The 20,374-nt window shown below is 38.7% G+C and carries 18 protein-coding genes, 1 pseudogene and 1 other annotated feature; of the genes and pseudogenes, 13 read left to right on the top strand and 6 right to left on the bottom strand.

From position 1 onward, the window contains the following. Positions 1 to 70: 70 nt before the first annotated feature. The 3 genes and pseudogenes from NSQ61_RS10225 to NSQ61_RS10215 all read left to right on the top strand — a co-directional run bounded on the left by NSQ61_RS10225 (position 71) and on the right by NSQ61_RS10215 (position 3,020). Positions 71 to 807 (top strand): annotated as a pseudogene (locus NSQ61_RS10225) (hypothetical protein). A gap of 139 nt (positions 808 to 946) precedes the next feature. After that, complete coding sequence (locus tag NSQ61_RS10220) at positions 947 to 1,795, top strand: NAD(P)-dependent oxidoreductase (protein WP_063387011.1); 849 nt, start codon at positions 947 to 949, stop codon at positions 1,793 to 1,795. Positions 1,796 to 2,069: 274 nt separating this feature from the next. Further along, positions 2,070 to 3,020, top strand: a complete 951-nt coding sequence (locus NSQ61_RS10215; RefSeq protein WP_066248363.1) for a BMP family ABC transporter substrate-binding protein — start codon at positions 2,070 to 2,072, stop codon at positions 3,018 to 3,020. A 55-nt stretch (positions 3,021 to 3,075) separates the two neighbouring features. On the opposite strand, the gene NSQ61_RS10210 is transcribed toward NSQ61_RS10215, so the two are convergent. Beyond that, positions 3,076 to 3,348, bottom strand: coding sequence for a hypothetical protein (locus tag NSQ61_RS10210; protein WP_063387009.1), 273 nt, complete (start codon positions 3,346 to 3,348; stop codon positions 3,076 to 3,078). Positions 3,349 to 3,561: 213 nt separating this feature from the next. Here NSQ61_RS10210 and NSQ61_RS10205 point away from each other — a divergent pair, with 213 nt between their 5' ends. The 5 genes from NSQ61_RS10205 to NSQ61_RS10185 all read left to right on the top strand — a co-directional run bounded on the left by NSQ61_RS10205 (position 3,562) and on the right by NSQ61_RS10185 (position 9,348). Further along, complete coding sequence (locus NSQ61_RS10205; protein WP_063387008.1) at positions 3,562 to 4,494, top strand: beta-ketoacyl-ACP synthase III; 933 nt, start codon at positions 3,562 to 3,564, stop codon at positions 4,492 to 4,494. Positions 4,495 to 4,563: 69 nt separating this feature from the next. After that, a complete protein-coding gene (gene fabF, locus NSQ61_RS10200; RefSeq protein WP_339194724.1) occupies positions 4,564 to 5,808 on the top strand; it encodes a beta-ketoacyl-ACP synthase II in 1,245 nt (414 codons plus the stop codon). A 133-nt stretch (positions 5,809 to 5,941) separates the two neighbouring features. Continuing rightward, positions 5,942 to 6,721: a DUF2268 domain-containing protein gene (locus tag NSQ61_RS10195; protein WP_339211158.1), complete on the top strand. Its 780-nt coding sequence runs from the start codon at positions 5,942 to 5,944 to the stop codon at positions 6,719 to 6,721. 91 nt (positions 6,722 to 6,812) lie between these two features. Beyond that, the gene (locus tag NSQ61_RS10190) at positions 6,813 to 8,459 is read left to right on the top strand and encodes a peptide-binding protein (RefSeq protein ID WP_327847688.1); all 1,647 of its coding nucleotides are present in this window, start codon (positions 6,813 to 6,815) and stop codon (positions 8,457 to 8,459) included. 136 nt (positions 8,460 to 8,595) lie between these two features. Beyond that, a complete protein-coding gene (locus NSQ61_RS10185; protein WP_066248356.1) occupies positions 8,596 to 9,348 on the top strand; it encodes a YjbA family protein in 753 nt (250 codons plus the stop codon). 114 nt (positions 9,349 to 9,462) lie between these two features. Here NSQ61_RS10185 and trpS read toward each other — a convergent pair whose 3' ends face one another. Beyond that, positions 9,463 to 10,455, bottom strand: coding sequence for a tryptophan--tRNA ligase (gene trpS, locus NSQ61_RS10180; RefSeq protein ID WP_066248353.1), 993 nt, complete (start codon positions 10,453 to 10,455; stop codon positions 9,463 to 9,465). 47 nt (positions 10,456 to 10,502) lie between these two features. Continuing rightward, positions 10,503 to 10,721, bottom strand: a binding site (T-box leader). 340 nt (positions 10,722 to 11,061) lie between these two features. On the opposite strand from trpS, the gene spxA reads away from it, so the two are divergent. Continuing rightward, the gene (gene spxA, locus NSQ61_RS10175) at positions 11,062 to 11,457 is read left to right on the top strand and encodes a transcriptional regulator SpxA (RefSeq protein WP_063387002.1); all 396 of its coding nucleotides are present in this window, start codon (positions 11,062 to 11,064) and stop codon (positions 11,455 to 11,457) included. 50 nt (positions 11,458 to 11,507) lie between these two features. Here spxA and NSQ61_RS10170 read toward each other — a convergent pair whose 3' ends face one another. Continuing rightward, the gene (locus NSQ61_RS10170; protein WP_063387001.1) at positions 11,508 to 12,164 is read right to left on the bottom strand and encodes a TerC family protein; all 657 of its coding nucleotides are present in this window, start codon (positions 12,162 to 12,164) and stop codon (positions 11,508 to 11,510) included. 268 nt (positions 12,165 to 12,432) lie between these two features. Between NSQ61_RS10170 and mecA the strand changes: the two genes are divergently transcribed. The 4 genes from mecA to pepF all read left to right on the top strand — a co-directional run bounded on the left by mecA (position 12,433) and on the right by pepF (position 18,090). Continuing rightward, on the top strand, positions 12,433 to 13,095 hold the full coding sequence (gene mecA / locus NSQ61_RS10165) for an adaptor protein MecA (protein ID WP_063387000.1): 663 nt from the start codon (positions 12,433 to 12,435) through the stop codon (positions 13,093 to 13,095). A gap of 118 nt (positions 13,096 to 13,213) precedes the next feature. Then, on the top strand, positions 13,214 to 14,725 hold the full coding sequence (gene cls, locus NSQ61_RS10160) for a cardiolipin synthase (protein ID WP_063386999.1): 1,512 nt from the start codon (positions 13,214 to 13,216) through the stop codon (positions 14,723 to 14,725). A 269-nt stretch (positions 14,726 to 14,994) separates the two neighbouring features. Then, a complete protein-coding gene (locus NSQ61_RS10155; RefSeq protein WP_340806886.1) occupies positions 14,995 to 16,188 on the top strand; it encodes a competence protein CoiA in 1,194 nt (397 codons plus the stop codon). An 84-nt stretch (positions 16,189 to 16,272) separates the two neighbouring features. After that, complete coding sequence (pepF, locus tag NSQ61_RS10150) at positions 16,273 to 18,090, top strand: oligoendopeptidase F (protein ID WP_063386997.1); 1,818 nt, start codon at positions 16,273 to 16,275, stop codon at positions 18,088 to 18,090. A gap of 170 nt (positions 18,091 to 18,260) precedes the next feature. On the opposite strand, the gene NSQ61_RS10145 is transcribed toward pepF, so the two are convergent. From NSQ61_RS10145 to NSQ61_RS10135, 3 genes are all read right to left on the bottom strand, one after another. Further along, complete coding sequence (locus NSQ61_RS10145; protein ID WP_162536160.1) at positions 18,261 to 18,434, bottom strand: hypothetical protein; 174 nt, start codon at positions 18,432 to 18,434, stop codon at positions 18,261 to 18,263. A gap of 370 nt (positions 18,435 to 18,804) precedes the next feature. Beyond that, positions 18,805 to 19,689, bottom strand: coding sequence for a ClpXP adapter SpxH family protein (locus NSQ61_RS10140; RefSeq protein WP_063387492.1), 885 nt, complete (start codon positions 19,687 to 19,689; stop codon positions 18,805 to 18,807). Next, entirely contained in the window at positions 19,679 to 20,089 is a 411-nt protein-coding gene (locus NSQ61_RS10135) for a globin domain-containing protein (protein ID WP_340806884.1), read from the bottom strand. The genes NSQ61_RS10140 and NSQ61_RS10135 overlap by 11 nt, the downstream gene beginning before the upstream one ends. Between the last annotated feature and the right edge of the window lie 285 nt (positions 20,090 to 20,374).

The raw sequence follows: 20,374 nt of genomic DNA, 5'->3' as shown, positions 1-20,374 counted from the left end.
TTTTTTGCGAGCCTTTTTGACATTTCGTACATACATTATAAAAGGTCATCGATGGAAAGGTGGTGGGCAAATGGAAGGTGTTTCGGAAAGATTTTTTCAAATTGAAAACGAGTGGAATGTCATTCATCTTCCGGAAAAGCCGAACGGATTCGGCATCTTGATCATTGGCGATCGAACCCATTTTGTTGAAAATGGTTCAAGCTACTGGTTGGAGCATTACGGGCGGCGTCAGCTGATCAATACGTTAAAAAGCTGCGGATATACATTGTTTCATTCCAATCTTTACGGACGCCATTGGGGCAGCTCTCACGCCGTTTTGTTGGCAAAACAGCTTTATCATCTTGTCATGAAACAAGAAATTTTAAATAAAAAAATCCATATACTGTCTGAAGGTATAGGAGCACTCGTTGCGCTGCAGTTGATGGAAGAGATGCCAAATTCCATCCGTTCATCGGTGATGATCAATCCTTGTTTGGACATAAAAGCCCAAATAGCGGAAGAGAAAAAGAATAAATTTTTTACAAACAAATGATAAAAGAACTATCAAAAGCTTACCAATTAGATGAAAAAGCTGTCACCCATTATCCCTTTGTCCGTATACAAGACTTTGTATCAAAAATACCTGTAGGCATCTGGCAGAAAATGAACGGGGGAAGCTATTCCTATAAAATTCATGGAAAAAAATATGAGGAATGGAGAAAGCAGCTGAAAGCTCCAATTCAATTCACATTTTATTTCCAGGAAAATATAAATCGGATCCATGATATGATAAGAAGTTTTTACAAAGAGCATGAAAGAATCTTATAGAAATGGAATTGAGGCCTGGGCGAAAATGCTCAATAAGTGAGCAGGCTGCCCCCTTTTTGTTTGAAAAGGGCATTGGACTAATCTCTTCTTTTTTCGCATACGATACAATAATAGTTTTTTCATAAAGGAGGTTTTCAAAATGTCAACTGCCTTAAAGCAGTGTAAACATATTTTAATTGTTGGGGTTCATCAATTTGAAGGCTTTCATATATGTTCAAAACTGGTAGAGGAAGGATTACTAGTCGATGGAGTGGTAATCGTTCCTAAAAATCCGTTGCAAAAAAAAATATGCGAAGAAGAAATGATGTGGCTCGGGCGGAACGCACATTTTCATTTATTGGAAGAAGACAGCTGGATAGAGGATGCTTCCAAAAAGCAATATGATTTGATTTATTATTGTCAAACAGATCATCAACCGATAGACGATGAAGCTGAAAAACACCGATTGGAAAAAACGGTCGAAATCGCATCCCTCAAGCAGACTCCGATTATTTTTATATTTTCTCTTGAAGGAGAAAATCCGCTGGAATATAGGGATGAAGAAATTGACAGCTGGATGCAGCAAATAGGACAAAAATGGACTTTCCCTTATTTATTTGTTTATCTTCCAACCGTTTTCGGACCTTGGCAGCCGCTAGGCCATTGGATTTCGAACAGTTTGTTGGAATGTACAGGCATCAGCCGTTCCAAGACGAATGCGAATGAAAAAATTGTCATTCGTGACATTCTTCATATTGATGAAATAGTTCCGGTGTTAACAGAATTTGACGAAGATTTGTTTGCGAAAAAAACAATTTACTTGATTTCCGACGACAAAGAGCGCATCAAGAAGGTGATGAGCTTTTTTGACATTTTTCATTACATTTACAAGCCTATATCGAAAAGCGAACATCATTTAGTTGTTCCAAAGACGGTCGAAAACATTGAAAAGAGTTTGCAAGAATTAAAAGATTTTTTCCTGCAAAATACACGCAGACTTTATACCTAAATATAAAATTTCTTTACTTCATTGACGGCGTATAGCAAAATAAAAGAGGAATGAAGTGAAACGTGAAAATTTTAGTACTAAATATACATCGTGTTAAAGAGGAAGCTTCCTAGAGAAACGCCTCATAAGCTATATTTCGTGACAATCAAATTGACCGTAAATTCAAAAGATCGTTTTGAACTTAGCTGAGATCGATATGTAATCATTTCGATTATTGAGAAACCTCACCATTTCAATGATGATGCAGTTCACTGGTTTAAAGGAGTTGCTTGGTATGTATAAAAAAATGTTTGTGATCATTTTTATTTTATTATTTCTCGTTGGCTGCGGACAAGCATCAGAAAAAGGAAAACTGAAAAAGGTGGGTTTGCTCGTTCCTGAAACGATTAATGATCAAGTTTGGGGGACAAAAGGGTATAAAGGGCTGTTAAAAATTCAGTCTGAGCTGAATGTAGATGTTTTTTATAAAGAAGGAATGAATTCCGAAGCGGCGGTGAGGGAGGCGGTCGAAGAATTTCACGGAAAGGGAGTTAATTTAATTATCGGGCACGGTCACGAATATGAGGGTTTTTTTAGAGATTTGCTGGATCAATATCCAGATATTCATTTCGTTTTTTTTAATGGTGATGCAAAAGGCCCGAATGCCACAAGTTTAAATTTTGAGGCGCATGCCATGGGCTTTTTCGCAGGAATGGTGGCAGCACATATGACAAAAACAAACGAAATCGGAATTATTGCCGCTTTTGAGTGGCAGCCTGAAGTGGAGGGGTTTTATCAAGGGGCGCAATTTGAAAATCCAAACGTAACCATTCACATTGAATATGTCCAAGGGTTTGATCATGTTGACTTGGCGCTTGAGAAGCTCGATAAGCTTGTCGCAGAAAATGTAGATGTTGTTTATCCGGCAGGCGACAGATACAACGTGCCAGTGATCGAAAAAGTGAAGGAAAAAGGAATATATTCAATTGGCTTTGTTTCAGATCAAAGTGATTTGGGCGAACAAATGGTTTTAACAAGCACAGTACAGCATGTGGATGAGTTGTATTTATTAGTCGCAAAAAAATTTATAAAAGGCGAACTGGAAAGCGGGAATTTATATTTTGATTTTCAAGATGGTGTGATTGATTTAGGGAAGTTCAGCCCTCTAGTAGATAAAGAATTTAAAAATAAAGTTTTAAAATATGTGGAAGAATATAAGAAAACAGGGAAATTGCCTAACGAATAATGCTATGGTGAGATAAATAAAATAAAAATTTTGGGGGATGGTTGAATTCATCCCCTTAATTTTTAAATAGTTTTTTAATTTGATTGACGAACGGCTTTATTTCTTTAATAATTGGCTTCAGCTCAGATAATTTTGTCACAATATCATCGACTTGCTCAAAAATTTTTTGATAGTCTGATTGCTCGTTTTGCTCGTTTTTTTCGGAAGTTTTTTCAGAATGAACCGGAAGCTGCCGGCCGAACATAAATTGGGTAAAAAAATCGGGTTCTGGTGCTTCTGCTTTCTCTTTTTCATCTTCCTGCCGCTCGTTTACGTTTTCATCACTCATTCCCGTTTCACCTTCCGTTCTTTTTTCCTTTTCATCCTATTTTATGAAACAAAACTGAGTAAGGAATAGACGATTAGCTCAATCTATCAGTCAAAAACAAGAAAACCTGTAGTTAACTGTTATGAAGCATATTGCTATAAGTAGAAAAATAATATAAAATTAGTACCAAGTCATAACATTTGATAATAATTTTTTGTGAAGGAGATGTTCTTGATGAGAGCTGGGATCATCGGGATAGGCCGTTATATACCGGAAAAAGTTGTGACTAACTATGATTTAGAAAAAATCATGGATACGTCTGATGAATGGATTCGAACAAGAACCGGCATTGAAGAGCGGAGAATTGCTTCAGATGATATGAAAACATCGGATTTGGGCGCAAGAGCGGCATTAGAGGCCATTGAAGATGCAAAAATTTCCCCGGAAGAAATCGATATGATTATAGTTGCGACCGCAACACCTGATCAATCCTTTCCGTCAGTTGCCTGTGTTCTGCAGGAAAGACTTGGTGCAAAACGGGCTGCTGCTTTGGACATAAGCGCCGCATGTTCAGGTTTTATTTATGCGATGGCAACGGCAGAGCAGTTTATACAAACAGGAGCTTATAAAAAAATTCTTGTCGTTGGAGCCGAAAAGCTTTCGAAAATTACGGATTGGAATGACCGTTCAACAGGTGTTTTATTTGGGGATGGTGCCGGGGCGGTTGTTTTAGGCGAGGTAAGTGATGACAGAGGGATTCTCTCATTTGAGCTAGGAGCGGACGGAAGCGGCGGCAAGCATTTATATGAAAAAGGCCATATTGTGATGAACGGGCGTGAAGTATTTAAATTTGCTGTGCGGCAGATGGGAGAATCAAGCATTAATGTACTGGAAAAAGCGGGATTAACGAAAGAAGATGTTGACTTTCTCATTCCGCATCAAGCAAATATCCGCATTATGGAAGCCGCCAGACAACGGCTTGAATTGCCGGAGGAGAAAATGTCCAAGACGATTCACAAGTACGGGAATACTTCCGCAGCATCAATACCAATTTCTTTATACGAAGAAGTAAAAGCTGGTAAAATAAAAGATGGTGATCTTATTGTGATGGTCGGCTTCGGCGGAGGTTTAACATGGGGAGCCATTGCATTAAGATGGGGACAGTAAAATCATTCAATCAAAAATAAAAATGCTTTTTTTCCGTCATACAAACCGAAAAAGGCGAGGTGTAATGATATGGAAAAACGTAGAGTAGTTGTAACAGGCATCGGTGCTGTGACACCGATTGGATTGGATGCGAAAACAAGCTGGGAAAATGCTTTGAAAGGTGTATCAGGCATTGGAGAATTGACGAGAGTCGATAAAGACATATTTCCTGTCAAAGTTTCCGCTGAAATAAACGATTTTAAACCTGAAGATTTTATGGATCGGAAAGAAGCGAGGAAAATGGATCGCTTCACACAATTTGCATTAGCCGCCTCGTTGATGGCGCTTGAAGATTCAGGTTTAAAAATAAATAATGAAAACCGTGAACGGGTAGGCGTTTGGATCGGTTCAGGCATAGGCGGAATGGAGACGTATGAACAGCAATTCGAAACTTTTCTGGAAAAAGGTCCGAGACGTGTAAGTCCTTTCTTTGTTCCGATGATGATTCCTGATATGGCAGCCGGACAGGTGTCCATAGCGATCGGCGCGAAAGGTCCAAATTCATGTACAGTCACTGCCTGTGCAACAGGATCAAATTCAATCGGCGATGCCTTTAAAGTAATTCAACGTGGCGATGCCGATGTGATGATTACGGGCGGAACAGAAGCGCCGCTGACCAAGATGGCTTTTGCAGGTTTCAGTGCAGCAAAAGCGTTGTCGACAAATCCTGATCCGAAAACTGCTAGCCGTCCTTTTGACAAAAACCGCGATGGCTTTGTCATGGGAGAAGGTGCAGGAATACTTGTTCTTGAAGAGCTGGAACATGCTTTAAAAAGAGGAGCAAGCATTTATGCAGAAATCGTCGGCTATGGATCAACAGGCGATGCCTATCACATTACACAACCGGCTCCTGGCGGAGAAGGCGGAGCACGTGCAATGAAAATGGCAATTCAAGATGCAGGCTTAAAACCGGAAGATATCGATTATATTAATGCCCATGGAACAAGCACCGAATATAATGATAAATTTGAAACATCGGCGATTAAAGAAGTTTTTGGCAGCCATGCTTATCAATTAACCGTCAGCTCGACAAAATCGATGACAGGTCATCTCCTTGGAGCAGCAGGAGGAGTTGAAGCCATTTTCACCATTTTAGCAGTGAAAGAAAATATAATTCCTCCGACAATTAATTATGAAACACCTGATCCTGACTGTGACTTGGATTATGCTGTTAATCAGGCTAAACAAAAAACAGTTCGGGCGGCGCTCAGCAATTCCCTTGGTTTCGGAGGACATAACGCCACGCTCGTTTTCAAGAAATTTGAAGAAGCCTGATGTCAGCATATAGGAAATTAAGGATTATATGAAACCGTTATTGCCTAAACAGGCAGTAGCGGTTTTTCTTTTTAAAAAAAATTCAAACATCTTTCTTTTCTAATGAATAGTGTAGAAAAGGAGGTGCGAAGATTTGGGAGTTATTGACACAAAAAACTGGTTGAAGGAAAGCCGGAATCCAATCGAGCTTTGTGAAAAGCTAGAGAAATATTTTCACCATTTACAAGCGGAGGAAATCCATCACTACCTGTCACAATACGGCATGCTTCGAACTGGCTATGAACATTGGCTTGTTAAGGCTGATGATTCGAATATTTGGACAAAAGCAAATAACATTTTTTTGAAGTTAAAGAAAAGATGGAACGGTCCAGATGTCCCTATTTTTATTTTTCCTGTTGAAGAGCGAAAAAGTTTTTTTGGGAGAGATTTTAAAGGTCGTTCGGGGTTGTCTTTTCAGGATAAAATGTTTTTATTTTTATCGCCGGATGTAAAAAATGATGAGCTCATTGCGCTATTGATTCACGAATATCATCATATTTGCAGGCTTAGGAAAAATCCGAAGCACGAAAAAGACTATACGCTTCTTGATGCGATTATTTTGGAAGGTTTGGCGGAGCATACGGTTTACAGAACGATAGGTGAGCAGCATGTAACAAATTGGGTGAAAAAATATTCGAAGAGACAACTATACAGCTGGTGGAAAAATTTAATTGTTCCGAATAAAGACATAAAATGGGACCATCCGTTATTCGATCAGCTTTTGTTCGGAAAAGGCTTTTATCCGACCATGCTTGGATACGCAATTGGATATGATATCGTACAAACGTTTTATAAACAAAAACCGTTTTCAACAAAAGAAAGCTTTTATTTGCCTGCCGAACAATTCGTGGAAAGCTATGAAACAAAGGAATAGGCTCCTTTGTTTCTATATTTATTAATAATTTGGACAGACTGTGAATATGAATAAAAAATAGAACGAAACTTCCAATGATGGGGGAATGGATTTGGCACGATTAAAACGACCATGGCTGTATATATCGATTCTCTTGTTTTTATTGCTTCTACATGGCTGCTCAAGTCTGGATTATAATAGAAAGCCGCAACCAACGGTTAAGGAGATAAAGGAGGAAGAGCTCGATCCGCTGATTGTTCCGGAAACATTTATAATCGGTTCAACTGAATCGCCGCAGCTTTTTAATCCTTTGTATTCTCTAGATGAATCAAGCTCGCAGTTAGAAGGGATGCTTTTTGATGGACTGGTGACAGTTGATGAGCAGCTGCGGCCGAAACCGCATCTGGCTGAAAAGATTCAGCAATCAGAGAATGGACTTGAATATACGGTCACCATTCGGCGCGGGGTCAAATTTCATGACGGAAAAGAATTAACGGCGGATGATGTTGTTTTTACTTACAGCATTCCTTTAAGCCCTGATTATAATGGCGAAAGAAGTTCAGACTTTGAAATGATTGAAAGCATTGAAAAGCTTGATAAGTATACAGTGAAATTCCGTTTAAGAGAAAAAGACGCCTCCTTTCTTCCAGTCACATTATCATACGGCATATTGCCGAAGCATTTGTTGAAAAATGTACAGGTTGCAAAATTAAAGGAGCATAAGTTTAATACATCACAGCCTGTGGGCACTGGGCCTTTTCGGTTCGTAAAATGGGAAAAGAATGGATTCGTAGAGCTGGCCGCAAATGAACATTATTTTTTAGGGAAGCCTCGAATCAAATCAATCAAGTATAAAATTGTTCATAATCAGGAAGCTCTTTACGAACAGCTGAAAAATGGCGAGGTTCATTACGCCCCTGAAATAGAACTAACCAACGTAAAAAAAATAAAAAGGTTAAGAGGATTGGACGTTCAATCGAACATTTCCCATTCTTATGTGTTTATCGGCTGGAATGAAAAAAACGAACTTTTTCAAGATAAAAAAGTAAGGCAAGCCTTGACGATGGCGATCAACCGCAAAGCTATCGTTCGCAAGATTTTGCACAGACAAGGAAAGGAAGCACATATTCCAGAAACGCCTATTGCTTCTATTTTTACCGACGAAATTCAAACATTAAAGTATAACCGGAGAGAAGCAAAAAAGCTGCTGAAAGAAGCGGGATGGGAAGATACGGACAGGGACGGCATACTGGATCGAGAAGGAAAAGATTTCTCGTTTACGCTAAAAACGAACAAAGGAAATGTTGTTCGCGAAAAAGTTGCGTTGCTCGTGCAAAAACAATTGAAAGAGATCGGAATTGACGTGAAAACGGAGTTTTGGGAATGGGAAGATTTAATTAAGCAAATTTCACCGCCGAATTGGGATTACGATGCGTTGATTTTAGAATGGTCGTTATCTAAATTTCCGAATCATTTTGACATTTTCCATTCCAGTCAGAGAGAATATGGATTGAACTTTGTTTGGTGGGAAAACGAACAGGCCGACCTGCTGTTGTCTAAATCTAGAAAAATAATGGACGAAAGCGAACGAAAACAAATTTACAAGGAGATATTTCAAATTATCGAGGATGAACAGCCATATACAGTTTTATACTATCCGAAGGAATTTCGGGCGTTGCCTGAACGGTTAAACGGCTATATTTTTCATCCGAAAAATTATTTTTATAAAGTGCATGAATGGTCCTTTTCTGAAAGCTGACAGGCCTGAAATCCGCATTGATCAAAAGTGGAATACGTAATGATGAAAAGTTTTTTGGGCAATGAAAAATTTGGAATAAAAACCTTCTCCACTGACCATAATGATGACAAACAGTCTTGTAGTAAGGGGGCTAATTATGCTGAATTTGTACGATGTTTGGGTAAACTGGTTTGAAGGAGAAGAAAATGGTTATAATGTTTGTCATTTTCATGAATGGAGAAAGGATGATAAGGTTGAACTGTTAGACCAAGTACCGCTGATTAAAGTGAGTAAAGAACTTTATGATTATATTGAAAATGACTTAAAAGAACTGCCTGAAAAACTTTTAAAGGATGTTTACCAGAAGGCATACGCCCGGAAAAACCATGAGAGAATTCAGCTAGATTATTGCTTTGTTGTTTCGGATGGCAACGGCATTTTAGCAGTAGATACGATCGGATATACGACGCCAATTCGCAAAAGCCGGCTTATCCCAAGACAAGAGCAGCTTGTATATGACATGGTGAAGGATTTAGAGCCGGAATCATACGAGTTCTCACAAACAAATGACAAAGACAAAAAAGATTATCATCTTTTATCCCTTGCACCTGAATATATGCACGGATTAACCCGCAAAGAAAGACAGCTGAAACAGCTTTTGTTTATGGCTCTTGATCAATTGCAATCGACAAAAAATACGGCGGAAATGAAATATTGGTATACGGAATGGAATCCGTACATGTATGGTCAAATTCAATCACTCGGTTTTGAGGAAATTTGGACTATGCTTTATGAGGAAGCGATTGTCGGATGGTCCCAAAAGCATGAACAATTATGCGAACGATTAATAAAAGGGCAGCCTTTCTTTGAAAAGCTTTGGGAAATGGAGCAAGAACCGAAAGTAAATTAAGGAAGAGGGCACTATATCAGCCGCCCTCTTTTTATCGAACATATTTTTTTAAGCTAGTATATTTGTTTTGTTTAATCAGCTCCATCATCAATCGTCATTCGTTCGCTAGCGCTTTTATTTTCGTTTTTTTCTTCCCAATCCCATTGCATTCTCCATTTTTTTCAACATTTTGGATGCTACTTTGTTTGCTTCCTCCCGGCCTCTGTCTAAAATGTCATCAAGTTCATCAGAATCAATGAGCTCATAATATTTTTCCTGAATCGGCTTTAAAGTGTTAATGACGACTTCTGCCAAATCCGCTTTAAATTCACCATAGCCTTTTCCTTCGTATTTTGTTTCCAGCTCGGCAATTGACACGCCAGCTAAAATTGAATAAATAGATAAAAGGTTGGAGATGCCAGGTTTGTTCTCTTTATCATAACGAACCACTCCGTCTGAATCAGTCACAGCGCTTTTAATTTTCTTTTCAATTTTTTTTGGATCATCGAGAAGGGAAATAAACGATTTTTCATTCGCATCGGATTTGCTCATTTTTTTCGTCGGATCTTGAAGCGACATAATCCGAGCACCGACTTTTGGAATGCGGACTTCTGGAATTTTAAAAATGTCTGCATATTTTTTGTTGAATCTTTCGGCTAAATCCCTTGTCAATTCCAAATGTTGTTTTTGATCCTCGCCGACTGGAACAAGGTCCGTGTTGTACAAAAGAATATCGGCGGCCATTAAAGGCGGATAAGTTAACAGTCCTGCTGAAACAGCTTCTTTCCCTTTAGATTTATCTTTAAATTGTGTCATTCTTTCAAGCTCGCCAATATAAGAAACGCATTGAAGCATCCATCCTGCTTGCGCGTGAGCGGGCACCTCCGATTGAATGAAAAGGGTGGATTTTTCCGGATCGATGCCGACTGCTAAATATAATGCAGCAAGGCTCTTAATGTTTTTTCTTAATTGAAGTCTGTCTTGCGGAACAGTTATGGCATGCTGATCGACAATGCAAAAATAGCATTTATATTCATGCTGGAGCTCTACAAATTGTCTCATTGCTCCGATATAGTTTCCGAGTGTTAACGTGCCGCTAGGCTGAATTCCCGAAAAGATCGTTTTCATGTGCAAACTCCTCCTGATTTTTATATATAAAAAAGCCCATCCGTCCGTATAGGGACGAATGGACCGCGGTGCCACCCTAATTATTTCACAAACATTCATGTGAAATCACTTTTCGTCTTTTAACGCAAGACAAAAACGCCGCAGCTTACTGATTTCAGCTGAGAGCTCAAAAGTCCATTTCCATACCGGACAGTGTTTGTTTCCACCAGCCACAAACTCTCTGAAAACTGTTTTCGGCATGTACTTCTCTTTCTCATCGCCTATGTATTCATTTACAGATGATTATAAAAAAATTGTGTATTCTTTGCAACTTCTCAGCGTCTTTCTGAAAAAATTTCTTTTTCATGTTTGATCGAACCAAAAAAGGGGAAAAGAAGAGTAGAGAAAGAAAAGAGGTGTTAATTGAGAAAATGGCCTTGAAAATGATCATCATTCACCGGTTGTAACATTTTTGTTATAATTTGAGAAATAAAAACATATAGGCGAAGTTGCTTTTTTATAGTATAATAATCAATATAAATTACTTTTTTAAATTTATTTTAATGTGAGATTGGCATAGTTTTTATATATACACTTATATTTTTCTCGAAAAGGAGAGTGATTGGCATGGTAATATTGTATACATCTCCGAGCTGCACATCTTGTAGAAAAGCAAAATCTTGGTTGGAAAAGCATCAGATTGAATATAGAGAGCGGAACATTTTTTCCGAGCCTTTAACGATCGAAGAAATTAAAGAAATTCTTCGTATGACAGAAGACGGAACAGATGAAATTATTTCCACTCGTTCAAAGGTTTTTCAAAAATTGAAGGTTGATGTTGAATCGCTTCCTTTGCAGGAGCTGTATGATATTATCCGGAAAAACCCTGGAATTTTGCGCCGCCCGATTTTGATTGATGAAAAACGTCTTCAAGTCGGTTATAACGAGGATGAAATACGACGCTTTCTGCCAAGAAAAATTCGCACCTACCAGCTGAGAGAAGCTCAGAGAATGGCAAATTAAAAGGGAATGATGCCTTCCGTACGCAAAGCAAAATAGATTGCGGAAGGCTGTTATTTTTTTGTTATATTGTACAGAAGGGCAAAGAAAAGGATGAGACAAGCTGTGAAATAAGGGAGAGTTTGTGCAACAGCTTCAGTTTTCAACAGAGGGGTCATTTTTTCATCCGTTGCCATCATTTTACCTGCTGTATAAGCTAATATTCCTCCGCCCCCGTAAATGAGCAAAGGAAATCGGGACATGGCAGACATGATAAATCTGCTTCCCCAAATAATGATCGGAATGGATATAAGAAGACCTGTTATGACAAGAAAGATATTTCCTCCAGCTGCTCCAGCAACCGCAATGACATTGTCAAATCCCATAAAAATGTCAGCCAAAACAATCGTTTGGATGGCTTTCCACAATGAGCGGTGGCTTTTCACGGAAGTATGCTCACCTTCATTTCCTGTCAATAATAAAAAGGCAATATACATTAAAAATAATCCGCCAAAAAACTGTAAAAAAGGAATGTTCAATAAATGGACAGCCAGTAATGTCAACAAAATTCGGCTGAGTATCGCGAGCATTGTTCCAAATAAAATTCCTTTCCTCCGCTGATTTTCCGGCAAATTGCGGCATGCCAGCGCAATGACAATGGCATTATCTCCTCCTAATATGAGGTCAATGCCAATGATAAGGAATAAAGATGTGAAAAATTGTTCATCCATCAGTCAACCTCTTTTCAAATTATGGCTCGTACAATATATATGAAAAACGAAATATTTTATGCTTAATAGGTAAATAACGGTTTTTTTCAAAATCAAGGCTTTTTTTATTTCTTTATGAAGTGATTTATCATACAATAGAATTAGAATTGAACAACTAGGTGCTCGCGATGAAAATTTGGAAATTTTTTAAATTAGGAAAGAAAAGTGCAACGAATTCGGGGGTTTATTGTCCCTTCCAAAAATTTAAAAAGAAGGGAAGGTTGTTCAAATGGAAATCGAACGCATTAATGAAAACACAGTAAAATTTTATATTTCATATGTTGACATAGAAGAACGAGGATTTGACCGAGAAGAAATCTGGTATAACAGAGAAAGAAGCGAAGAGCTGTTTTGGGAAATGATGGATGAAATTAATGATGAAGAAGACTTTCCGCTTGAAGGTCCGTTATGGATTCAAGTTCATGCCAATGACAAAGGGCTTGAAGTCATTGTCACAAAAGCACAGCTGTCAAAAGACGGACAAAAGCTGGAGCTTCCGGTAGTCGATGAAAAATTAAGAGAAATCCCGGTTGATGAGAATATAGAATCTTTGTTGGACAAACATTTTAATATGTCTGAACGATCTTCCTCAGATGAGAAAGATGAAACGGCGCAATTGCAATTTGTCATAAAGTTTCAGGACTTTGAAGACGTTATTTCGTTAGCATCCCATCGTTTGGACGGATTTTTGAATAGCTTATATGTATTTGAACAAAAATATTATTTATTCGTTGAATTTTCGGATAAAGACGATGAACAAATTGAAAATTTGCTCAGCATTATGCTTGAATACGGTCAGGAATCAAGGATGACAATTCACCGTCTTGAAGAATACGGAAAGCTGATTATGAAGGACAATGCCTTGGAACAAATCGAAACGCACTTTTCTTAAATTGCCGATTTCATGTTCGAAATCGGTCTTTTTTACTTAAGGAACGCTTTCATATCGCAGATCAAACAAATATGTCCAAATCGAAAGATAAGAAATATCGATTGCCTGGAGGAAGCTTATGAGAAAATTTCTGCAAGTAATCGTTTTTGCCATTGGTCTAGCTATCATCTTGTATTTAACTAAGAACATCTGGGAGGAATGGTTTTTAGGAGCCGTTTCCATTTTGTTCACGTTATCCATCATTTTTATCGGATTTGTTATTTTCTTGGAAAACCGCCACCCAACTCAAACGCTTACTTGGCTTGTTGTTTTAGGAGGATTTCCATTAATAGGCTTCTTCTTTTATATATTTTTTGGAAGAAATGTCCGGAAGCATCGTCTATTTAAGAAAAAAGCTTTAATAGATGAGCAAGCTTATGCCAAATTTGAAACCAGCTTTCATACTTATGAAGATAAAATTAAATTCATGAGAAATCACCAGCGCCTTTTATTTAAGCTTGCCCATAAGCTTGGCCGCAGTCCGATTTCTTTTCGGACAAATACAAAGGTGCTGACGAACGGCATTGAAACATTTGACCATATTTTTCGAGAGCTTCAAAAGGCGGAAGATCATATTCATCTTGAATACTATATTGTTCGGCATGATGTAATTGGGCAAAAATTAAAAAAGCTGTTGATCGAAAAAGCAAAAAACGGTGTAGAGGTTCGATTTTTATACGATGCAGTCGGCAGCTGGAAGCTGTCCAAAAAATACAGGAAGGAGCTTCTTGATGCCGGGGTGGAAATGGTTCCATTTTTACCTGTAAAGCTTCCGTTTTTGTCTAACAATATTAACTTTCGCAATCATCGTAAAATTATTGTGATTGACGGAAAAGTCGGCTTTGTCGGAGGTTTAAATATAGGAGATGAATATTTGGGAAGAAATCCGTATTTCGGCTTTTGGCGGGATACGCATATGATGCTCGAAGGGGAAGGAGTACGGACGCTCAATCTTATTTTTTTACAGGATTGGTATTATATGACTGGGCAGAAGCTGCTTACCGATCGATATTTGCTGCCTCATTTTCAAATGGACGATAAAGAAGGAGGCGTTCAGCTAATCGCCGGCGGTCCTGATAATAAGTGGGAGGTCATTAAAAGCTTGTTCTTTTCGATGATCGTTTCCGCAAAAAATTCGATATGGATCGCCTCACCGTATTTTATTCCTGACGAGGATATAAAATCCGCTTTAAAGATTGCTGCGCTGAGCGGCATTGACGTTCGTCTCCTCGTTCCGAAAAGGCCTGACAAACGGATTGTATTTTATGCGTCGCGATCTTATTTTCCGGAGCTTTTAGAAGCCGGGGTTAAAGTGTACGAATATGAAAAAGGGTTTATGCACAGCAAAATCATTATTGTTGATGGCGAACTGGCATCGATCGGTACGGCGAATATGGATATGAGAAGTTTTCATTTGAATTTTGAAGTAAATGCTTTTTTATACCGAACGGACAGCATTGAAACGCTTGTAGAGGATTATATTCGAGACATTGAAAATTCAAGTGTCATCGACCTTGAACAATTCAAAAAACGCCCGCTATATATAAAGCTGTTTGAATCAACGTCGCGGCTTTTGTCTCCTTTATTATAAAACACCGTTTTTGATACAGCGGTGTTTTTTTAGGATAAAGCTCTATTTGAGCGGATTTCACAACACCACGGGTGAATTGCCGGCCGTCACGATGTGAAACGAATGGAGCAACATCTAACTTCCGCCTCTTTAGCGGCAAGCATGCGTTTTTGAAAAAAGTATATTTTTCCATGAAGTGTTTCTGGCATCTTTTAAAACTTATGAAAAACGCTGCTTTTGAAAGGATTTTTTTCCCTTTTGTCGAATGTTTCTATTTGTGAAAGGAAGTGATGATTTATATGCTTGTTGCCCTTTTGCGAAACGGCGAAAAAGTAAATGTTTCCGCCCCGTACTGGTCGACAGAAAGGCTTCTAAAACTGAAAGAAGAGCAATCCTTTTTTTGTCCGGCTTGCAAGGAGCCGGTAAAACTAAAAATAGGCAAAATCAAAATTCCTCATTTTGCCCACTTAACGGCCTCTTGTCAGGCTGATTCGGAAGCGGAAAGCACGTACCATTTGAACGGAAAAAAGCAATTGTATGTTTGGTTGAAAAGGCAGCGGTTAGCTGCGGAAGTGGAAAAATTTATACCTTCTATTGCACAACGAGCGGATCTGTTTGTATCTTTTCAGCATAAACGGTATGCGATTGAATACCAATGCTCTAATATTCCCCCTGATCAGGTGATAAAACGGACAAATGGCTACAAAAAAGAACGAATTAAACCGATTTGGATATTAGGCTGGAAACAAATGAAGCAAGTCGGTGAACATCAATATCGACTGACTCCTTTTCATTGTCAGTTTCTTCATTCCCCGCAAAACGATCATCCTTTTATCATCAATTATTGCTCAGATAAGAAAACCTTCAACTTTTTTTCCCATCTGATTCCGTTTTCTAAACAGAATATTTTTGCCGCATCTGCTATGATCTCTCCAGAGTCGTTTTTCTTTCGAGATTGTTTGCAAGGAAAGAGTCTGGCGGCAAACGGTTTATGGAAGCATTGGCTGAAGAAAATAAGTCAATATCGCTTAAAGCCGCTGTTTCAAAAGACGAACGAAGAGCGAAAGCTGCAAAAAAAGGTTTACGAAACAGTTGGCTTATCTTTATCGCAGCTGCCAGTTGAAGCTTTTATCCCTTTAAAAAGCGGTTATATGGTTGATGAGGCGGTCTATATTTGGCAATGCTCAGTTTTATTATTTATTGAAACATTGCGCGCCGATGAAGTATTTCACGCAGAAAAGCTAGTTTGGCACCTTAAGAAAATAGGGATGAAAGAAAGAAGCTGTAGCGTAAAAACGGATTTAAAAAAGCCGATTATTGAATATTTAACGACTCTTTCCCATTTAAAATTTTTGCAGCCAATCGGTCCATATTCGTTTCGAAAAACATCATCTCCTTTTCATTTGGAGTCGATGGAAAAGCGTGAACAACGTCTTGGACATTATTTGGACAAGGAAGGTATGTTTTTTTCTGCTGTAGAATAATATAAGCATAGTGATTTATTGCGTTTTGAAAAAAATTTCAATATGATGGAAACAGACTGATTTTTTTAAAGGGGGAAATCGAGAATGGGCAATGAAACAGCTGTCAAAAGGCTGCCAAAACGGGAAGAAATCCCTGTTGAGTATACTTGGCGGCTAGAAGATATTTTTGCTTCTGATGATGAATGGGAAAAAGAATTTGAAGAAGTAAAGCAGCTAATTCCAAAAATCGGTGAATATAGAGGAAAATTAGGTCAATCCTCCGATCTGTTATATGAGGCGCTCTCTTATCAAGATTCCGTGATGGAGAGGCTTGGAAAGCTTTATACATATGCCCATATGCGCTACGATCAAGATACAACTAATTCTTTTTATCAAGGATTGAATGACCGGGCAGCAAATCTTTATACACAAGCTTCCAGCCTCTCATCCTATATCGTTCCGGAAATACTATCCATTGAAGAAGAAAAGCTTCAGCAATTTTTGAAAGAAAATGATCAATTGAAGCTTTATGCACATGCCTTGGACGAAATCAACCGGCAAAGACCGCACGTGCTCGATGCGGAGCAAGAGGCTATTTTAGCTCAAGCTGCGGAAGCCCTGAGCACTGCCTCCAATACGTTTGGAAAATTAAATAATGCGGACTTGGAATTTCCAGCAATTAAGGATGAAAATGGAGAAGAAGTGGAAATCACTCACGGCCGTTATATCCAGTTTTTGGAGAGTGAAAATAGACGAGTCCGTCGCGATGCGTTCCAGGCATTATACGCAACATATGGAAAATTTAAAAATACGTTTGCCAGCACATTAAGCGGAGCTGTTAAGAAAAATAATTTTTATGCGAAGGTGCGGAAATATGAGAATGCCCGCCAGGCTGCACTAAGCGCCAACAACATTCCCGAGGAAGTCTACGACAATTTAGTGAAAACGATCAATGAACATTTGCCGCTGCTCCATCGTTATGTCGATTTGCGGAAAAAAGCGCTGAAGCTTGATGAACTTCATATGTATGATCTTTATACGCCGCTTGTACAAAACGTCGATATGAAAATCACGTATGAAGAAGCGAAAGACATCGTATTGAAGGGGCTTGCTCCATTAGGTGAAGAATATGTCGGCATTTTACAAGAAGGCTTTGAAAACAGATGGATTGACGTTAAGGAGAATAAAGGGAAACGAAGCGGAGCTTACTCCTCTGGCGCCTATGGAACAAATCCATATATTTTGCTGAATTGGCAAGATAATGTGAACAATTTATTCACACTTGTTCACGAGCTCGGCCATTCGGTGCACAGCTACTATACAAGAAAAACACAGCCGTATCCGTACGGAGATTATTCTATTTTTGTCGCGGAAGTGGCTTCTACATGCAATGAAAACTTGTTAAATGAATATTTGCTCAACACGATCGATGATGAAAAGAAACGTTTATACTTGCTGAATCATTTCCTTGAAGGGTTTAGAGGAACGGTATTCCGCCAAACGATGTTTGCTGAGTTTGAACATTATATCCATTTGAAGGCGCAAAACGGAGAGCCGCTCACACCGGAATTTTTGACGCAAACGTATTATGAGTTAAACAAAAAATATTTTGGTGACAACATTGTGGTCGATGAAGAAATTGGCTTAGAATGGGCAAGAATTCCGCATTTTTATTACAATTTTTACGTTTATCAATACGCAACAGGCTTTAGTGCTGCAAGCGCCTTGAGCAAGCAGATTTTATCGGAAGGAGAAACTGCCGTTGAAAGGTACATTAATTTCTTGAAAGCGGGAAGCTCTGATTATCCGATTAATGTGCTGAAAAAAGCAGGGGTCGATATGACATCAACCAAGCCGATTGAAGATGCATGCAAAGTATTTGAAGAAAAGCTGACGGAGATGGAGGAGCTGCTGTTAAAGTAAAGTGTAAGAAAACAGGAGCATCATCTGAATCCAAAAAATTAGTGGCATGAGTTCGATCTGGAACTGGACTCATGCCTTTTTTGTTTCCGGTCATATAAAAACTGCACCTCCAATTGTCAGTTGTATCTACTAATTGAGATGCAGTTCATCATCCCGTCCTCTTTTTTATCTTAAAATCCGCGGAACGTTTTTCGATGGTTAAACAGAAGAAACGATATGAAAAGAGAAATAAAAAGCAGGGGGGCAGAAACGAAAATCGGTGCGAGATTCATCAATCCTAACAGATTATAAAAAAAAGCGAAGATGACGAGCAGCAGGCTGATTATGAGCCAAAAAGTTTTCACGATTTTTCCCTCCTACACATGTTCTAAAACGAGGAAAAAGATTTTGTATATTGTATGCAGCTTGCCCGTTCTTCATGTTTTGTGACAAATTTGTGAATTGTTGTTTTCCCCTCTTGCAAACTGAAAATGGAATTTGTTATATTAAAAACGTGAAATTGATCACAAACAAACATTTACCCCTTTGTTTGACCGTGAAAAATTTCTCCCATCCCCTTTGTTGTCATAAGACAAAAAAGAAACCACAAACGTTTGTTTGTGGTTTCTTTTTTTAATTGTTTAATAAAGATAAAGCGCTTACATTTTTGATTAAAAACGTTCCTCATCAGCATAGAAGCCGATGGGGAACGTTTCGTTGAATTAAATCCTCATCTCACTGCCCGATATAGCGCCAAAATGTTCCATATTTTACAGGCACCCGCTCAACTTGTTGCTTTAAAAGCAGTCTTTTCATTTCACGTTCCGTTTCTTCATCAGTCATGTTATACACAACAGAAATCTCTTTTGTTGCGACAAATTTATAATGCTTTAAAAAAATCTCTATTGGCGGCACTTGAGACGGCTTCGGTTTATCTCCGACAAGCTCGCAAAGAATATCAACATATGTTTCATAAGGATATAATCCGGTAATTTTTAATCCTTCCTTCTCTTCACGGCAATGAAAAAAGACAAGGGAAGGAATTTCATGCACGTCCATTTCTTCTGTAATTTTATAATCGCATTGAAGTGCTTTTCTTGCACTTTCTGAATATAAGTCCCTCTCAAATTCATTGACATCAAGGCCGACATTTTTAGCAATTTGTATGAGAACGTTTTGATCAGAGACATTTTGCTTTTCTAAAAAAACAACTTCCTGTAAGTGCCGCAAGAAACGGATGCCCGCTTTTCTCCCTTGAAGCTCCGCTGCTTTTAAAGCAAGGGAAGCTCTGTAGGGTGATGATATAGGGTTTTCAAGCCAAAGGTTGCCGTCACATGACATGCCGGTTCTGCTCGCTATCTTCTCCCATGATTGGGCAATTGTTTTCGGTTTCCGCCGTTTTGTTAAGTTTAAATTAGCAAGCTTTCCGCAAACAATATGGCGCAATGAGAAAAGCCTGCCGTATTCGATTTGCAGTTTTTTGATAAACGGTTCAAGCGCCCAGCATTCAGGGCATAGCGGATCAATAAACATATAAATCTCGATCGGCTTTTTAGGATGGCTGTGACAATGAGAAAAGAAGTGAGCAGCATTCACTTCGTCTTTTTTGTCAGGTTTCAACTGAATACTCCTCCTGATCTTCGTCTTTCGAATTAATCATGTGATGGGCGGTCACCACAAGCCGATCGTAGAAAAACTCTCGTATTTCCCCGTCAAGTCCGACCTCGTCCATTGCTTTTCGCATACATGAGAGCCATGCTTCTGCTCTCCTCGGCGTAATCGGGAATGGAAGATGGCGGGCTCTGAGCATCGGATGTCCGTGTTCTTTTGTGTAAAGTGGCGGACCACCTAAAAACTGTGTCATAAATTGTTTCTGCTTTCTGGCAGTTTCCGTTAAATCCTCCGGGAAAATAGGTTTTAAAAGAGGATGTTTTTTAACATTTTTGTAAAAAGCATCGATTAGAGCGTGAAGTTTCTTTTCTCCAATCGCTTCATATGGAGTTAAGGGTGGTTTTGTCATGGTGATAGCTCCTTTGGAATCATTCGTTAATAATGATGTTACATTTATTTTATCAACATAACTTATTTATCTCAAACGAATCGCTTTGAAGGAGTTGGCTGAGGCAATGCAAACAAAAGGATAAATAGCGAAAGCGGGAGCTATTTCCGCAAATATGTTGTGCTTGCTGTGACATGAACATAGAAGGATTTGCGGTTTTTTTGCGGCTTGAAGCGCAGTTATCGAAGATTAGCCGAAATCGATTGGATAAACAAATGTTTCCAACTACTTTTAATGAAAAAGAAA

Origin of the sequence: Aeribacillus sp. FSL K6-1121 (assembly GCF_038003725.1) — a bacterium.
Taxonomy (GTDB): Bacteria; Bacillota; Bacilli; order Bacillales; family Aeribacillaceae; genus Aeribacillus; species Aeribacillus composti.
The sequence above is the reverse complement of the archived record's forward strand: the minus strand, read 5'-3'. Positions and strand labels throughout refer to the sequence as shown.

What these genes read in the sequence shown, in the direction of transcription:
- NSQ61_RS10220 (WP_063387011.1), top strand. Translation starts at nt 947, where the DNA reads ATGTCAACTGCCTTAAAGCAGTGTAAACATATTTTAATTGTTGGGGTT.
- NSQ61_RS10215 (WP_066248363.1), top strand. Translation starts at nt 2,070, where the DNA reads ATGTATAAAAAAATGTTTGTGATCATTTTTATTTTATTATTTCTCGTT.
- NSQ61_RS10210 (WP_063387009.1), bottom strand. Translation starts at nt 3,348, where the DNA reads ATGAGTGATGAAAACGTAAACGAGCGGCAGGAAGATGAAAAAGAGAAA.
- NSQ61_RS10205 (WP_063387008.1), top strand. Translation starts at nt 3,562, where the DNA reads ATGAGAGCTGGGATCATCGGGATAGGCCGTTATATACCGGAAAAAGTT.
- fabF (WP_339194724.1), top strand. Translation starts at nt 4,564, where the DNA reads ATGGAAAAACGTAGAGTAGTTGTAACAGGCATCGGTGCTGTGACACCG.
- NSQ61_RS10185 (WP_066248356.1), top strand. Translation starts at nt 8,596, where the DNA reads ATGCTGAATTTGTACGATGTTTGGGTAAACTGGTTTGAAGGAGAAGAA.
- trpS (WP_066248353.1), bottom strand. Translation starts at nt 10,455, where the DNA reads ATGAAAACGATCTTTTCGGGAATTCAGCCTAGCGGCACGTTAACACTC.
- spxA (WP_063387002.1), top strand. Translation starts at nt 11,062, where the DNA reads ATGGTAATATTGTATACATCTCCGAGCTGCACATCTTGTAGAAAAGCA.
- NSQ61_RS10170 (WP_063387001.1), bottom strand. Translation starts at nt 12,164, where the DNA reads ATGGATGAACAATTTTTCACATCTTTATTCCTTATCATTGGCATTGAC.
- mecA (WP_063387000.1), top strand. Translation starts at nt 12,433, where the DNA reads ATGGAAATCGAACGCATTAATGAAAACACAGTAAAATTTTATATTTCA.
- cls (WP_063386999.1), top strand. Translation starts at nt 13,214, where the DNA reads ATGAGAAAATTTCTGCAAGTAATCGTTTTTGCCATTGGTCTAGCTATC.
- NSQ61_RS10155 (WP_340806886.1), top strand. Translation starts at nt 14,995, where the DNA reads ATGATTTATATGCTTGTTGCCCTTTTGCGAAACGGCGAAAAAGTAAAT.
- pepF (WP_063386997.1), top strand. Translation starts at nt 16,273, where the DNA reads ATGGGCAATGAAACAGCTGTCAAAAGGCTGCCAAAACGGGAAGAAATC.
- NSQ61_RS10135 (WP_340806884.1), bottom strand. Translation starts at nt 20,089, where the DNA reads ATGACAAAACCACCCTTAACTCCATATGAAGCGATTGGAGAAAAGAAA.